The following is a 14872-nucleotide window of genomic DNA, read 5'->3' on the forward strand; positions in this document are numbered from 1 at the left end:
TTCCCCGAGGTGGTACCGCTGCGGTGCTACCTCGGGGAGCTGCGGTACGACCTCGGGGGAGTGCGGTGCTACGTCGTGCGGAGGGCGTCCTTGAGCTTGACGCGGGCGCCCGTGCGCAGGACGGCGTTGGAGTAGATCTTCGCCGCGAGCCACACGAGCACCGGGATGAGCGCGAGCGACAGGCCCAGCGCGAGCAGCACCTCCCACGTCTCCGCGCTGCCGAGCGCGATGCGCACCGGCATGAGCAGCGGCGAGCACAGCGGCACGTACGACAGCCAGACGACGAGCGGGTTGTCGGGCGCCCACGGCGCGACCGAGACGCCCACGATGTAGGGGACGACCATGAGGAACGTGACCGGCGTCGTGACCGCGCCCACGTCCTCCTGCCGCGAGACGAGCGCCCCGAGCCCGGCCATGAGGAGCGCGTAGCTCACGAACCCGACGACGAACCACACGAGCGCCCACGCGGCGGCCGCGCCCAGGTCGATCGTCGAGGTGTCGACCAGCCCCAGGCCGAGCGCCGTCCCGACGCCGGCCGCCACGACCAGAGCGACCTGGCCCAGCCCGACGAGGCCGATGCCGAGCACCTTGCCCGCCATGAGCTGCCACGGGCGCACCGTGGACAGCAGCAGCTCGACGACGCGGCTCGTCTTCTCCTCGACCACGCCCTGGGCGATGAGCTGACCGCTGATCATGATGGCCATGAAGAGCAGCACGCCCGTGACGAGCCCGGTGACGTAGCGCGTCGGGTCGAACTCGCTCGGCTCGCCGATCGTGCGGACCGTCGGCTCGGCCGTCGCGACGTCGCCCGCGACCTGCGCGGGGTCGCCGCCCAGCGCGGTCACGGCGTCGGCGAGCGCGGACTGCTGCGCGAGGGTCGTGAAGACGGCGGTGAGCCCGGTGGACAGCTCGGAGTCGACCACGACCGTGAGGTCGTCGGCGGAGCCCGTGACGAGCGCGTCGAGGTCGCCGTCGCGGACCTGCTGCTCGCCCGCGGCGTCGTCGGAGACCTCGACGGTCTCGACCTCGGTGCCGAGCGCCTCCCCGGTCGCCGTGATCGCGCCGGCGAGGTCGGCGGTGGTCGACGTCACGCCGACGCGCTCGGCGGTCGGGCCGGACGAGCTCGCCGCGTTGAGCACGAACCCGCCGAGGACGACCGCCCCGACGAGGATCACGGTCAGCCACACGAACGACTTCGAGCGCAGGCGCGTCGTGATCTCGCGGCCCGCGACGAGACGGATCGCACCCCACGGCGAGAGCGAGGCCCCGCCCGGGACGGCGTGCTCGACCGGCCTGTCGGTCTGTCGGGCGGGTCGGGTCGTGGTCATGCCGGCACCTCCACGGTGGTCGCCGCGGACGTCTCGTCCGCGGGGGAGCTCACGACGTCGCGGTAGAGCTCGGTGAGCGACGGGCGGACGAGGGAGAACTCGCGGACGGGACCCGCCGCGAGGGCGGCGCGCAGCACGGCCTGCTCGCGTCCGACGTCGGTGCCGCCGGCCGCGCCGGTGAGCTCCACCACGGTGCGCGAGCCCTCGAGGCTCACGGCCCGGGCGTCGGGCACGGCGCCGATCCAGGTGGCGCCGGGTGGGCCGTCGACCACCCACCGCTGCGTCTCGGTCCGGCGCAGCTCGTCGATCGTGCCGACCTCGACCATCGTGCCGTCCTTGATGATCCCGACCCGGTCGCACAACCGCTCGACGAGGTCGAGCTGGTGGGAGGAGAAGACGACGGGCACGCCTGCGGCGGCGCGGTCGCGCAGCACGCCGCTCATGACGTCGACCGCGACGGGGTCGAGACCGGAGAACGGCTCGTCGAGCACGAGGAGGTCCGGGTCGTGCGTCAGCGCGGCCGCGAGCTGGACCCGCTGCTGGTTGCCGAGCGAGAGCTTCTGCACCTCGTCGCCGCGTCGTCCCTCGACGCCGAGCGTCTCGGTCCAGCGCTCCATCGCGTCGTCGGCGTCCCGCGCGGACAGGCCGTGCAGGCGTGCGAGGTAGGTGAGCTGGGCGCCCACGGGCATCCGCGGGTACAGGCCGCGCTCCTCGGGCATGTAGCCGATGCGGCGTCGTGCGGCCAGGTCGACCGGGCGGCCGTCCCAGCGGACCTCGCCGCCGTCCGCGGCGAGCACGCCGAGCACGATCCGCATGGTCGTCGTCTTGCCGGCCCCGTTCGACCCGACGAAGCCGAAGATCTCGCCGTCGCGCACGTCGAACGACGTGCCGCGCAGGGCATGGACCGTGCCGTACGACTTGGTCAGGGAGTCGATCTCGAGAGTCGGCATGGGACAACCCAACCACCATCGCCAGGAGGCCGCCCAGGACATTCGTCACGACCTGGCCGGGCACGGGGACCGGTCAGTCGGTCTTCGTCAGCGCCGGCTTCTTGACCATCCCGGAGAGCCCGTTCCACGCGAGGTTCACGAGGTGCGCGGCGACCTCGGTCTTCTTGGGGCTGCGCGCGTCGAGCCAGTACTGACCGGTGAGCGCGACCATCCCGACGAGCATCTGCGCGTAGAGGGGTGCGGTCCTCGGGTCGAGGCCGTTGGAGCGGAACTGGTCCGCCAGGAGGTGCTCGACCTGCGTCGCGACGTCGCCGATGAGGCTCGAGAAGGTCCCGGTGGCCTGCGCGACGGGCGAGTCGCGCACGAGGATGCGGAAGCCGTCCTCGGACGCCTCGATGTACGACAGGAGGGCGAGCGCGGTGTGCTCGAGCAGGACCTTCGGGTGCCCGCCGCGGTCCAGCGCGCCGGACAGCGCGGCGGTCAGCGCCTGCACCTCGCGGTCGACCACGACCGCGTAGATGCCCTCCTTGCCGCCGAAGTGCTCGTACACCACCGGCTTGGACACCTCGGCCCGGGCGGCGATCTCCTCGACGCTCGTCCCCTCGAAGCCCTTCTCCGCGAAGAGCCCGCGGCTGACGGCGAGCAGCTGCTCGCGTCGCTGGCTCGCGGTCATGCGGGAACGGGGGGTACGTCTGGACTCGGCCACGGGGTCCATCATGCCGTGCGGCGTCGGGCACGACCGGCGACCTGGCAGACTGTTCCCGGACCCACCTGCCGCCGCGGACCCGGGCGCGATGCCCGGACCGGTACCCGACCGGCACGGCGTCACGGTCCGATCCGCCTTGGTGTAATCGGCAGCACAAGGGTTTTTGGTGCCCTTGGTCCAGGTTCGAGTCCTGGGGGCGGAGCTCGAGCCACCGATCCCGAGGGGTACATCCATGGAAGCTCAGCAGGGCACCGGCACGACCGTCGTCCCCGCTGCCGTGATCGTCCTCGCCGCCGGCGAGGGCACGCGGATGAAGTCGTCCACCCCGAAGATGCTGCACACGATCGCGGGCCGCAGCCTGCTCGGTCACGTGCTCGTCGCGGCCCGCTCGCTCGACCCTGAGCTGCTCGCCGTCGTCGTGCGGCACGAGCGTGACCGCGTCGCCGAGCACGCGCTGGGCGTCGACGCCGGCGCGCTCGTCGTCGACCAGGACGAGATCCCCGGGACCGGCCGCGCGGTGCAGTGCGCGCTCGCCGCGCTCGACGCGAAGGCGCACGCGCTGTCCCTCGTGCACGGCGTGCCCGACGGCGAGGAGGGCCGTGGTCTCGGTGACGGGCTCGAGGGCCCGGTCGTCGTCACGGCCGGCGACACCCCGCTGCTCGACGGCGGCACGCTCGCCCAGCTCCTCGCGGCGCACGTCGCGGACGGCAACGCCGTCACGATGCTGACGACCGAGCTCGCCGACGCGACCGGCTACGGCCGCGTCGTGCGCGACGCCTCGGGTGACGTCGAGCGGATCGTCGAGCACAAGGACGCGTCGGCCGACGAGCTGGAGATCCACGAGATCAACGCGTCGATCTACGTGTTCGACGCGGCCGTGCTGCGTCGTGGCCTCGGCACCCTCGGGCGCGACAACGCGCAGGGCGAGGTCTACCTGACCGACGTCGTCGCGGCCGCACGCGGCGAGGGCGGCGTCGTGCGTGCCCTGCTCTCCGACGACCCGACGGTCGTCGAGGGCGTCAACGACCGCGTCCAGCTCTCGGTCCTGCGCGCCGAGCTGAACCGCCGGATCCTCGAGGACTGGATGCGCGAGGGCGTGACGGTCGTCGACCCGGCGACCACCTGGGTCGACGTCGACGTCGAGCTCGCGCGCGACGTGACGCTCCTGCCCGGGACGCAGCTCCACGGGGCGACCGTCGTCGCGGAGGGCGCGACCGTCGGCCCCGACACGACTCTCACGGACACCGAGGTCGGCGCGGGCGCGACGGTGACGCGCACGCACGGGACCCTCGCGGTGCTCGGCGCAGGGACGAGCGTCGGCCCGTTCGCCTACCTGCGCCCCGGCACGGTCCTCGGCGCGCAGGGCAAGATCGGGACGTTCGTGGAGACGAAGAACGCCGAGATCGGCGAGGGCTCGAAGATCCCGCACCTGTCCTACGTGGGCGACGCGACGATCGGCGACCACACGAACGTCGGCGCGGCGTCGGTGACCGTCAACTACGACGGCGTGAACAAGCACCGCACCGTCATCGGGTCGCACGCGCGCACCGGTGCGGACAACATGTTCGTCGCGCCCGTGACCGTCGGCGACGGTGCGTACACGGCGGCGGGCTCCGTGATCCGTCGCGACGTCCCCGCCGGCGCGCTCGGCGTCAGCGGCGGGCAGCAGCGCAACATCGAGGGCTGGGTCGCTCGCCGTCGGCCGGGCACGGCCGCGGCCGAGGCCGCGGCGGCCGCGCGCGCGACCGACCCCGAGGCACCGCCCGTCGGCGCCCAGGCGCAGGCGCAGCTCGCGGACCACTCGGCCGCCGCGACCGCGGACCGCCCGACGCCGCCCGCGCCCGGCCCCGACCTCGAGAGCACGCTCGACGCGCTGCGCAGCGCGCGCTCCACGGACTGACGCGGCAGACTCTGCCGCACGAGCGTCCGCCCCAGAACCCCGACCGACCCCACCCGGACACCGAAGGAACGCACCGCATGAGCAGCACGATCGCCGGAAACGGGGACAAGTCCCTCGTCCTCGCCTCGGGGCGCGCACACCCCGAGCTGGCCAACGACGTCGCGCGCGAGCTGGGGATCGACCTGCTCCCCACGACGGCGTACGACTTCGCCAACGGGGAGATCTACGTCCGGTTCGGGGAGTCGGTCCGCGGCGCGGACGTCTTCATCCTCCAGAGCCACACCGCGCCGATCAACCAGTGGATCATGGAGCAGCTGCTCATGGTCGACGCCGCGAAGCGCGCCTCGGCCCGCACCATCACGGTCGTGCAGCCCTTCTACGGGTACGCCCGCCAGGACAAGAAGCACCGCGGCCGCGAGCCGATCTCGGCACGCCTCATGTCCGACCTGTTCACGGCGGCGGGCGCCGACCGCCTCATGAGCGTCGACCTCCACGCCGCGCAGACGCAGGGCTTCTTCGACGGCCCGGTGGACCACCTGTGGGCCATGCCGATCCTCACGGACTACGTCCGCACGCGCGTCGACACGTCGAACGTCACCGTCGTCTCGCCGGACGCCGGCCGCATCCGCGTCGCCGAGCAGTGGGCGGCGAAGCTCGGCGGCGGCCCGCTCGCCTTCGTGCACAAGACGCGCGACATCACGCGCCCGAACCAGTCGGTGGCCAACCGCGTGGTCGGCGAGGTCGAGGGGCGCGACTGCGTGCTCGTCGACGACCTCATCGACACCGGCGGCACGATCGCCGAGGCCGTGCGCGTGATCCTCGCCGCGGGCGCGAAGTCCGTCATCGTCGCCGCGACCCACGGCGTGCTGTCCGACCCGGCGGCGCAGCGCCTGTCCGAGAGCGGTGCGAGCGAGGTCGTCATCACCGACACGCTGCCCATCGTCGCCGAGAAGCGGTTCCCGCAGCTCACGGTCCTGTCCATTGCGCCGCTGATCGCGCGCGCGATCCGCGAGGTGTTCGACGACGGGTCCGTCACCTCGCTCTTCGACGGCAACAGCTGAGCGTTCTCCGGAGCGTGGGCGGGAGACGGGCATGGGCACCTCCGGCGTGACGACCACCGGCCAGGGCGCGGCGACGGCGGCGCCCGACGTCGCCGTCGTCGAGCTCGGGACCGAGGCCTCCGCCCCCGGGGTCCAGGAGGCGCTGGACCGCGCCAACGCCGGCCTCGCCGCCGCGCGCGACGCGCTCCTCGCGGCGGGCGTCGCGGCCGCGGACCTGCGGACGTCGCAGACGTCCACGTGGACCGAGCAGCGCGAGGACGGCCCGCGCACGACGGCGCGCCTCACCCTCCGCGCGACCGTGCGGGACGTCGCGGGGTCCGGTGAGGTCGTGCGCGCCGCGCTCGACGCCGCCGGCCCCGTGGCGCGGCTCGACTCGACGAGCCTCGCCGTCGGCGACCCGGGCCCGCTCGCCGCCGCCGCGCGCGAGGACGCGTTCGCCGACGCGCGCGCCCGCGCCGAGCAGTACGCGCGCCTTGCCGGTCGGTCGCTCGGGCCGGTCGTCGAGATCCGCGAGGACGTGGGGGGACCGGCGCCGCTGCCGCGGCTGATGGCGGCGAAGGCGGCGGGGGACGCGCTCGTCGTCGAGCCGGGGACCCAGGAGGTGCGTGCGAGCGTCACCGTGCGGTGGGAGCTCGCGGACTGACGGCCGGATTTCATCCTTGCCACGCAGGGGCGTCGGGTCGACCGTGAACTGTCCGGGTCCGACGACCTGAGGAGTGGCGATGACCGACGAACCGGGCAGCTACGTGGACGAGTACCGGTGGATCCGCGGACGGCTGCTGCAGTGGGACGGGCAGCGATGGGTCGTCCCGCTCGGAGGAGCGGGCCCCGACCGGCACCCGGCGCGGGGCGACCTGCGGGGCGGGGAGGACCTCGACGACCTCGCCACGCCCTCGGAGGACTGACGTGCGGTGGGCGCGCGCGCCGCGCGAGGCACCGAGCCCGCCGGACGCCCGGCCGGTGGAGACCGCCCTCACCGTGGCGCGCATCTCCTCCTACGACGCCTCGACCGCGCGCCTGCGAGACGTGGCGAAGTGGTTCGCCACCTCGACGATCGCGCTCGTCGCGTTCCTCGCGGCCGCGTTCCCCGTCGCCGGTGTCGTGTCCGACGCCGGGGCCGTCACCTGGCCGGCGCTGCTCTGGGGCGCCGGGGTCCTCGCGTCGCTGGGCGCCGTCGTCGCGCTCGCCGCGCGTGTCCTCGCGCCCCGGATCGTGACGCTCCGCGCAGTCGCCACCGAGCCGGAGTACGCGAGCCTGCGGGCGGAGATCGCCGCCGAACCCGCGACCTTCCTCGGCCTGTGGGCGTCGGACGTCGCGGGACTGCAGGCCCGGCGGGAGCGTGCCGTGGCCGACCAGCGGAACGTCGTGAGCAGCCTTGCGGACCCGGGCCTGGCCCCGGTGCAGGCGCGAGCGTTCGAGAGTCGACGCCTCGTCGTCGAGCGGGACCTGACGATTCTCGGGTGGGTCACATACCGGCTCGAGAGCGCCGGGTTGTACGCCCTCACCTGGAGCCGCTTCACGACGCTGCGCTGGGGGAGCGCCGTCGCGGCCGTCGTCGCCGCCGTCTGCCTGCTCGGCCTCGTCGCGTCGGTGCGCGGCGTCGCGACAGAGGAGCACACCGGCAGCGCGGTGACGCTCACCTTCCTCGACGCCGTCGACCCCGATCCGACGAGCCTGCTCGGGGCCTCGTGCCCCGACGTCGTCTCCGGGGAGCTGATGTCGTCCGACATCGCGCCGCCTTGGACGGTCCGCGTCACCCAGGACGGGTGCGACCCGGCGACTCTCCACGTCACGGGCGACCAGGCCGTCCTCGTCCTCCGGGAACCGTGATCCAGGAACGCGTCACGGCCCACGCGTGACATTCGGCACGACGGCGGTCTCGTCGCGCGTCCTACCGTGGAACCATGCTCATCCTCGAGGACTACCTCCTGCTGACGCTGGACGACGAGACGGGCAAGACAGTCGTCGACGCCACCCACCGCGAGCAGGTCGCCGCGGGCGCGCTGCTCGTCGAGCTCGCGCTGCTCGGCCGGGCCGACCTCGCGGGCGACGGCGACGGCGGCCGCGTCGGGCGGATCGTCGTCCGGGACACGACGGTCACCGGGAACGACCTTCTCGACGAGGCGCTCGACGTCGTGCGGTCCAAGGAGGGGTCGAAGCCGAAGACGCTCGTCCCGCTCCTCGCGAAGCGCAGGCCCGCGGAACGGGCCGTCGCCGCGCTCGCGGGCCGGGGCGTGCTCCGACGCGAGGCCGGCCGGATCCTCGGGATCTTCCCGACGACCCGCTGGCCCGCCGTGGACACCCGGCACGAGGACGCCGTGCGCAGGCAGCTGTGGCGGGTTCTCGTCGACGGAGAACGGCCCGACGAGCGCACCGCGGCCCTCGTCGGCATCCTCGCCGCGAGCGGGCAGGCCGGGCCGGCGCTCGCCGCGGGCGGGGCGCGCGGGGCCGTGGTCGACGGCGACGAGCGCCGGACCCTGCGCCGGCGCACCGCCGTCGACCGACGGGCGAAGGAGGTCGCCGCGGGGAGCTGGGGGAGCGCGGCGCTCAAGGCGTACCTGGACGAGGTCGTCGCGGCGACGGTCGTGGGGGCCACCGTCGCCGCCACGACGGCCGCCGTGACGTCGGGCTGACGTCGGGCTGACGACGTGCCCGACCGGTCGCGGACCGGGTCGGGCGAGGCGTCCGGCCGTCCCCGCGCGGAGAGCCGTCGGGCCCACGGGACGGGCGAATTGACGGGGTCTGGGTGCAGTGTGCGGTGCGAGGTCGTGCCGTCGTGGGTGAACTTCGCCGGAACCCGTCGCACCGAGGGGGGCGGAGGTGGTTCGATCTGCCCAGGAGCCGTGCGCGGGGGGTGACGCGTCGTTCGGTGGCGTCGCAGCTCCCCGGACGCACGGAAGCAGGACTGAGCACGATGTCGGTACCACACGCCTCACCCCTCGACCGCCCCCGCCGGCGCTGGGTCGCCCTCCTCGCAGCGGGAGTCGCGCTCGCGCTCGGCACCGTCGGGCTCGGCATCGCCCTCCCCGGGACGCCGTGGAGCAGCGGCTCGTCCCAGGTGACCGCCATCGTCGGCGACACCGAGGCGGAGGGCGCGCCGATCGGCGGGTCGGTCGGCCAGGAGGTCGCCGCCAACTTCGACCCGGGACAGTCCGGTCCTGAGGGCCCGGACGTGACCGCCTCGGCGATGTGGTGGCGCTGGACGGCGCCCGCGAGCGGACCGATCACCTTCTCGACTCACGGCAGCGAGATCGACACGGTCCTCACCGTCTACCCGGGCTCCGCCACGAACGCTCCCGTCGCGACCAACGACGACGAGGGCGACGTGCGGACCTCGTCGGTCACGTTCGACGCGGTCGCGGGCGACGAGTACCTCGTCGAGGTCGGCTCGAAGTCCTCCGACCCGGGCCTGCTCACCCTCGCGTGGCAGCCGCCGGAGCCGACGGCTGCCGCGGCGCCGGAGGACCCGGCCACGACGGCGATCACCTCGACGGGGATCCCGCTCACGGGCAACACCGGCGAGAAGCCGCAGTCCAAGCTCTGGAGCGCGGGCGGGACGTGGTGGGCCGTGCTGGCCTCGGCGAGCGCGACACCCTCGGGGACGTGGGTCTGGCGCTACGACAGCGTGGCCCGGAGCTGGACGAACGTCACCCGGATCTCCGAGCGGACGGACGTGCGCGCCGACGTGAAGACCGTGGGCGACGTCGCCCACGTCCTCCTGCACGGACCGACGACGACCCTCGTGTCGATCCAGCGGGACCCGCAGTCCAACACGTACGTGCCCTGGGCGGCGCGGACCGGCGCGACCGCCGTCTCCCTGCCCGGGAGCGAGACGGCGACGGTCGACATCGACTCCACGGGCCGCATGTGGGTCGCCTCGGACACCGTGAGCCAGGTCCAGGTGCGCTGGAGCGACGCGCCCTACTCGTCCTTCTCGTCGCCCGTCACGGTGGCCTCGGGCATCACCGACGACGACATCGCGGTCGTCACGGCGATGCCGGGCAAGAAGATCGGTGTGCTGTGGTCCAACCAGAGCACGAAGCGGTTCGGCTTCCGGACCCACGTCGACGGGGCGTCGCCGTCGACGTGGACGGCCGACGAGGTGCCGGCGGGCGGCTCGGCACGGCCCGTCGGTGGCGGGATGGCGGACGACCACCTGAACGTCGCTCTCGCCGACGACGGGACGCTCTACGCGGCCGTCAAGACGTCGTACGACTCGTCGAGCGAGACGGTCGTCGGGCTGCTCGTGCGGCACCCGAACGGGACGTGGGACCCGCTGCACGAGGTCGACCGCATCGGGACGCGCGGCATCGTGCTCGTGGACGACGTCACCGACCGTCTGAGGGTCGTCTACACGCGCAGCACCAACCTCGACGACATCCTCGTCAAGGAGACCTCGCGCATCGCGCCCGACTTTGACGCCGCTCCCGAGACGGTCCTCGACGGTGCGTGGAACAACGCCACGGCGACGAAGTCGAACGTCCCGGGCGAGGTCCTCGTCATGGCGGCGTCGTCGTCGACCGCGCGAGCCGTCCGGCTCGCATGGACGGCTCCGGGTGCACCGGTGGCCCAGGACACGACCGTGTCGACGACCGCCGGTGGCACGGTCAGCGGCACCCTCGTCGCCCAGGCCGCGACCGACGCCCCGCTCGTCTTCGAGCTGCTCTCTCAGCCGACGGCCGGGTCGCTCACGTCGTTCGTCCCCGGCACCGGCGCGTTCACGTATGCGGCTGGTGCACGGACGGGCGTCGACTCGTTCACGTTCCGGGTGCGTGCAGGAGACCTCTGGTCGGCGCCGGCGACGGTGACCGTGCGCGTGTCGACCGCCGACGGTCTGGTGGGTGCGTGGGGTCTGGACGAGGGGCAGGGTGTGGTTGCTGCGGACTCGTCGGGGTGGGGTGGTGCGGGTGCGTTGGTCGGTGGTGCGAGCTGGGTCCCGGGTGTGGTGGGGACCGCGGTGCGTTCGGACGGGGCGACGGGGTATGTCCGTGTCCCGGACTCTGCGGCGCTGGACCTGACGGCGAGGTTGACGGTCTCGGCGTGGATCCGTCCGGAGCAGCTGGGGACGCAGTACGTCGTGAAGAAGGCGGCGCAGGGTGCGACGGATGGTTACGAGCTGGGTCTGGCGAGCGGTGGCAAGCCGTTCCTGCGGCTGAACCATGCGTCGTCGGGTGACACGTACCGGGTGGAGGCCTCGTCGTCGTACCCGACGAACGGGACGTGGATGCATCTCGTGGGGACGTACGACGGCTCGCGCATGCGGATCTTCGTCAACGGTGTGGAGCAGGCGTCGAAGGTGGGTCCTGCGAGCGTGGCGGCGAACTCGTTGCCGTTGGGCATCGGTGCGGAGCCGAGCGGGTTCCGGCCGATGAAGGGCGCTGTCGACGGTGTGCGTCTGTACGACCGTGCGCTGTCGGCGACGGAGGTCGGTGCCCTGTTCGAGGGAGGCACGACCCAGCCCACCCCGGCACCGGTGGCGAAGGACGTCGCGGTGACCACACCCCTCGGGCAGCCGGTCTCCGGGACCCTCGCGGCGACGGTCCCGCAGGGCACGACACCGCAGTTCCAGATCGTGACCCCGCCGACGCGCGGGAGCGTCACGCTGACCGACGCGACGACCGGGGCGTTCGTGTACACCCCCGGCGCCACGGCGGGCGCCGACTCGTTCGGCTTCCGCGTGGGAGCCGGTGGGCAGTGGTCGACCCCCGCCACCGTCCGGGTCACGGTGAGCTCGCCCGACGGTCTGGTGGGTGCGTGGGGTCTGGACGAGGGGCAGGGTGTGGTTGCTGCGGACTCGTCGGGGTGGGGTGGTGCGGGTGCGTTGGTCGGTGGTGCGAGCTGGGTCCCGGGTGTGGTGGGGACCGCGGTGCGTTCGGACGGGGCGACGGGGTATGTCCGTGTCCCGGACTCTGCGGCGCTGGACCTGACGGCGAGGTTGACGGTCTCGGCGTGGATCCGTCCGGAGCAGCTGGGGACGCAGTACGTCGTGAAGAAGGCGGCGCAGGGTGCGACGGATGGTTACGAGCTGGGTCTGGCGAGCGGTGGCAAGCCGTTCCTGCGGCTGAACCATGCGTCGTCGGGTGACACGTACCGGGTGGAGGCCTCGTCGTCGTACCCGACGAACGGGACGTGGATGCATCTCGTGGGGACGTACGACGGCTCGCGCATGCGGATCTTCGTCAACGGTGTGGAGCAGGCGTCGAAGGTGGGTCCTGCGAGCGTGGCGGCGAACTCGTTGCCGTTGGGCATCGGTGCGGAGCCGAGCGGGTTCCGGCCGATGAAGGGCGCTGTCGACGGTGTGCGTCTGTACGACCGTGCGCTGTCGGCGACGGAGGTCGGTGCCCTGTTCCAGGGAGGCACGACCCAGCCCACGTCACCGGAGCCGTCGCCGAGCCCGGAGCCGACCCCGACTCCCGCGCCAGAGCCGACGCCGGAACCGACGCCGACCCCGACCCCCACGCCGGAACCGACGCCGGAGCCGACGCCGGAGCCGACGCCGGAGCCGACGCCGGAGCCGACGCCGGAGCCGACGCCGGAACCGACGCCGGAACCGACCCCGACCCCCACGCCGGAACCGACGCCGACCCCGTCGGTCCCGGCAGGGGCGATCGGCGCCTGGTCGTTCGACGAGGGCCAGGGCACCACGGCGGCGGACGCCTCGCCGAGCGCGAGCCACGCCACCCTGCGCTCGGGGGCCACGTGGGCCACCGGGCTGAGCGGCAGCGCGCTCGGGCTCGACGGCGTGGACGACTTCGCGCGCGTCGACGACAAGGCCGCGCTGGACCTGTCCGGTCCGATGACCGTCTCCGCCTGGGTGCAGCCTGAGCGGAAGGCGACGCAGTACGTGCTGAAGAAGGCGGCCCAGGGTGCGACGGACGGCTACGAGCTCGGACTGGCGAGTGCGGGCACGGCGTTCCTGCGGTTCAACCACGCGTCCTCGGGCGACACGTACCGCGTGGACACCACGACCCCGTACCCGACGAGCGGGGCGTGGGTGCACCTCGTGGGCACGTACGACGGGTCGCGGATGAGGATCTACGTCGACGGCGTCGAGCAGGCCTCCACGGCCGGCCCGGCGAGCATCGGCACGAACTCGCTGCGGCTGGGCATCGGGGCGGAGTCCGACGGGACGCGGCCGATGAAGGGCCGGATCGACGGCGTGCGGCTGTACGACCGTGCGCTCGGCGCGGCGGAGGTCGCACAGCTGTTCGCCGCCCCCGGGCAGTAGAGCGCCGCCCCGGGCAGCAGGGCGCCGCCGTGGGTTTCGCGGCGGCGCCGCGCCCGGGTACAGTAGTCAGGTTGCCTCGGCGAGGGACGTCTGACGGCCGGCGAACGCGCACCACCCGCGAGGGGGGAGCGCGAACCGGAGAGTCAGCCAGACCTGTTGGATCTCCGTAATCGACTGGGCGGTCGTCCTTCGCGCGCCCGTCACGTGTCCCGCGCCGACGCAGCCGCCCGTCCGGGGGGCCCTCTCACCGTCCGGACAGCCGACCGCTCCCCACTGGTGGCCGGCCCGCAACGTTCTTCCAGGAGTGATCCACGTGTCCGAGATCAAGCTCGCCGCCGAGACCCGCACCGAGTTCGGCAAGGGCGCCGCCCGCCGCGTCCGCCGTGCCGGCAAGATCCCTGCCGTCCTCTACGGGCACGGCAGCGACCCGCTCCACGTGACCCTGCCGGGCCACGAGACGATGCTCGCGCTCAAGCACTCGAACGCACTGTTCTCGATCGAGCTCGAGGGCAAGGCGCAGCTCGCCATCACCAAGGACGTCCAGCGCGACCCGGTCCGCAACGTCATCGAGCACGTCGACCTGCTCCTCGTGAAGAAGGGCGAGAAGGTCTCCGTCGACATCCCCGTCCATGTCACGGGCGAGTCGGCTCCCGGCACCATCCACCTCGTCGACCTGCAGGAGCTGTCGGTCGAGGCCGAGGCCACGCACATCCCCGAGTCGGTCGAGGTCTCGATCGAGGGCCTGGCCGCCGGCGAGACCGTCTTCGCGCGCGACGTGAAGCTGCCGAAGGGCACCACCCTCGTCTCGGAGGGCGACCTCGCCGTCGTCTACATCTCCGTGCCGCAGGACAACTCCGCAGACCTCGAGGCGTCCGAGGCCGAGGCCTCCGCCCAGGCCGCCGTGTCCGAGGCCGAGAGCCCCGAGTCCGAGTGACCTGAGCCGTCGAGGACCTCGACGGCCCTCGACGGCACTCGACGGCGCGGCAGCCGCCGCACCTCTCGACGGACGCCCGGTACCGTGACGGTGCCGGGCGTTCGCGCGCCCGCGGACGACGCGCCGCCCACCCTGCACGAAGGACGAGGTGACATGACCGACCAGCCCTGGCTCGTCGTCGGGCTCGGCAACCCCGGGGACCGCTACGCGGCCAACCGGCACAACCTGGGCCACATGGTCCTCGACGTGCTCGCGGGGCGCGCGGGCGTCCGCTTCGCGCGGCACCCGCGCGCGCAGGCCGCCGTCGGCGAGGGCCGGATCGGCGTGCTCCCCGGCGGCCGACCAGGCCCGCGCGTCGTCCTCGCCAAGCCGTCGACGTACATGAACGTGTCGGGCGGGCCCGTGTCCGGCCTGGCGTCGTACTACGGCGTCGACCCGGACCACGTGCTCGTCGTGCACGACGAGGTCGACATCCCGTTCGGCGCCGTCAAGCTGAAGATCGGCGGCGGCGAGGGCGGGCACAACGGCCTGCGCGACATCACCAAGGCCCTCGGCACCAAGGACTACGTGCGCGTGCGCGGCGGTGTCGGTCGCCCGCCGGGACGCATGGACACCGCCGACTACGTGCTGAAGAACTTCTCCGGCTCGGAGGCGAAGGAGCTGCCCTTCCTGCTCGACGACGCCGCCGACGCGGTCGAGATGGTCCTCACCGACGGTCTGCTCGCGGCGCAGGGAAAGTTCCACTCGAGGGTCTGACGGCTCCTC

Annotated in this window: 12 protein-coding genes and 1 tRNA gene; 10 read left to right on the forward strand and 3 right to left on the reverse strand. The window is 73.3% G+C overall.

From position 1 onward, the window contains the following. Nucleotides 1–68: 68 nt before the first annotated feature. From ACZCLJ_RS18335 to ACZCLJ_RS18345, 3 genes are all read right to left on the reverse strand, one after another. The gene (locus ACZCLJ_RS18335; RefSeq protein WP_463104805.1) at nt 69–1328 is read right to left on the reverse strand and encodes an ABC transporter permease; all 1260 of its coding nucleotides are present in this window, start codon (nt 1326–1328) and stop codon (nt 69–71) included. Then, the gene (locus ACZCLJ_RS18340) at nt 1325–2278 is read right to left on the reverse strand and encodes an ABC transporter ATP-binding protein (protein ID WP_463104806.1); all 954 of its coding nucleotides are present in this window, start codon (nt 2276–2278) and stop codon (nt 1325–1327) included. The genes ACZCLJ_RS18335 and ACZCLJ_RS18340 overlap by 4 nt, the downstream gene beginning before the upstream one ends. 73 nt (nt 2279–2351) lie before the next feature. Further along, nucleotides 2352–2951 carry a TetR/AcrR family transcriptional regulator gene (locus tag ACZCLJ_RS18345; RefSeq protein WP_251150495.1) on the reverse strand — a complete coding sequence of 200 codons (600 nt, stop codon included), beginning with the start codon at nt 2949–2951 and terminating at the stop codon, nt 2352–2354. Between the two features lie 163 nt (nt 2952–3114). Here ACZCLJ_RS18345 and ACZCLJ_RS18350 point away from each other — a divergent pair. The 10 genes from ACZCLJ_RS18350 (at nt 3115) to pth (ending at nt 14863) form a co-directional block, all read left to right on the forward strand. Then, nucleotides 3115–3186 (forward strand) — tRNA-Gln (locus ACZCLJ_RS18350). Between the two features lie 30 nt (nt 3187–3216). Continuing rightward, nucleotides 3217–4884, forward strand: coding sequence for a bifunctional UDP-N-acetylglucosamine diphosphorylase/glucosamine-1-phosphate N-acetyltransferase GlmU (glmU, locus tag ACZCLJ_RS18355; RefSeq protein ID WP_463104807.1), 1668 nt, complete (start codon nt 3217–3219; stop codon nt 4882–4884). 77 nt (nt 4885–4961) lie between these two features. Beyond that, on the forward strand, nt 4962–5945 hold the full coding sequence (locus tag ACZCLJ_RS18360) for a ribose-phosphate diphosphokinase (RefSeq protein ID WP_251150493.1): 984 nt from the start codon (nt 4962–4964) through the stop codon (nt 5943–5945). A gap of 31 nt (nt 5946–5976) precedes the next feature. Beyond that, the gene (locus tag ACZCLJ_RS18365) at nt 5977–6588 is read left to right on the forward strand and encodes an SIMPL domain-containing protein (RefSeq protein ID WP_251150492.1); all 612 of its coding nucleotides are present in this window, start codon (nt 5977–5979) and stop codon (nt 6586–6588) included. 79 nt (nt 6589–6667) lie between these two features. After that, complete coding sequence (locus ACZCLJ_RS18370) at nt 6668–6850, forward strand: hypothetical protein (protein WP_251150491.1); 183 nt, start codon at nt 6668–6670, stop codon at nt 6848–6850. Nucleotides 6851–6905: 55 nt separating this feature from the next. Then, on the forward strand, nt 6906–7775 hold the full coding sequence (locus ACZCLJ_RS18375) for a hypothetical protein (RefSeq protein WP_463104808.1): 870 nt from the start codon (nt 6906–6908) through the stop codon (nt 7773–7775). 74 nt (nt 7776–7849) lie between these two features. Next, on the forward strand, nt 7850–8578 hold the full coding sequence (locus tag ACZCLJ_RS18380; protein WP_463104809.1) for a GOLPH3/VPS74 family protein: 729 nt from the start codon (nt 7850–7852) through the stop codon (nt 8576–8578). 281 nt (nt 8579–8859) lie between these two features. Next, nucleotides 8860–13173, forward strand: a complete 4314-nt coding sequence (locus ACZCLJ_RS18385) for a LamG domain-containing protein (RefSeq protein WP_463104810.1) — start codon at nt 8860–8862, stop codon at nt 13171–13173. Nucleotides 13174–13486: 313 nt separating this feature from the next. Next, nucleotides 13487–14107 carry a 50S ribosomal protein L25/general stress protein Ctc gene (locus tag ACZCLJ_RS18390; protein WP_251150487.1) on the forward strand — a complete coding sequence of 207 codons (621 nt, stop codon included), beginning with the start codon at nt 13487–13489 and terminating at the stop codon, nt 14105–14107. Nucleotides 14108–14260: 153 nt separating this feature from the next. Then, the gene (gene pth, locus ACZCLJ_RS18395) at nt 14261–14863 is read left to right on the forward strand and encodes an aminoacyl-tRNA hydrolase (protein ID WP_463104811.1); all 603 of its coding nucleotides are present in this window, start codon (nt 14261–14263) and stop codon (nt 14861–14863) included. The last annotated feature ends 9 nt before the right edge of the window (nt 14864–14872 follow it).

The organism is Cellulosimicrobium sp. So1_17, assembly GCF_055181235.1.

Excerpts from the sequence above, each read along its gene's own strand:
- ACZCLJ_RS18335 (WP_463104805.1), bottom strand. The coding sequence starts at position 1,328 with ATGACCACGACCCGACCCGCCCGACAGACCGACAGGCCGGTCGAGCAC.
- ACZCLJ_RS18340 (WP_463104806.1), bottom strand. The coding sequence starts at position 2,278 with ATGCCGACTCTCGAGATCGACTCCCTGACCAAGTCGTACGGCACGGTC.
- ACZCLJ_RS18345 (WP_251150495.1), bottom strand. The coding sequence starts at position 2,951 with ATGACCGCGAGCCAGCGACGCGAGCAGCTGCTCGCCGTCAGCCGCGGG.
- glmU (WP_463104807.1), top strand. The coding sequence starts at position 3,217 with ATGGAAGCTCAGCAGGGCACCGGCACGACCGTCGTCCCCGCTGCCGTG.
- ACZCLJ_RS18360 (WP_251150493.1), top strand. The coding sequence starts at position 4,962 with ATGAGCAGCACGATCGCCGGAAACGGGGACAAGTCCCTCGTCCTCGCC.
- ACZCLJ_RS18365 (WP_251150492.1), top strand. The coding sequence starts at position 5,977 with ATGGGCACCTCCGGCGTGACGACCACCGGCCAGGGCGCGGCGACGGCG.
- ACZCLJ_RS18370 (WP_251150491.1), top strand. The coding sequence starts at position 6,668 with ATGACCGACGAACCGGGCAGCTACGTGGACGAGTACCGGTGGATCCGC.
- ACZCLJ_RS18380 (WP_463104809.1), top strand. The coding sequence starts at position 7,850 with ATGCTCATCCTCGAGGACTACCTCCTGCTGACGCTGGACGACGAGACG.
- ACZCLJ_RS18385 (WP_463104810.1), top strand. The coding sequence starts at position 8,860 with ATGTCGGTACCACACGCCTCACCCCTCGACCGCCCCCGCCGGCGCTGG.
- pth (WP_463104811.1), top strand. The coding sequence starts at position 14,261 with ATGACCGACCAGCCCTGGCTCGTCGTCGGGCTCGGCAACCCCGGGGAC.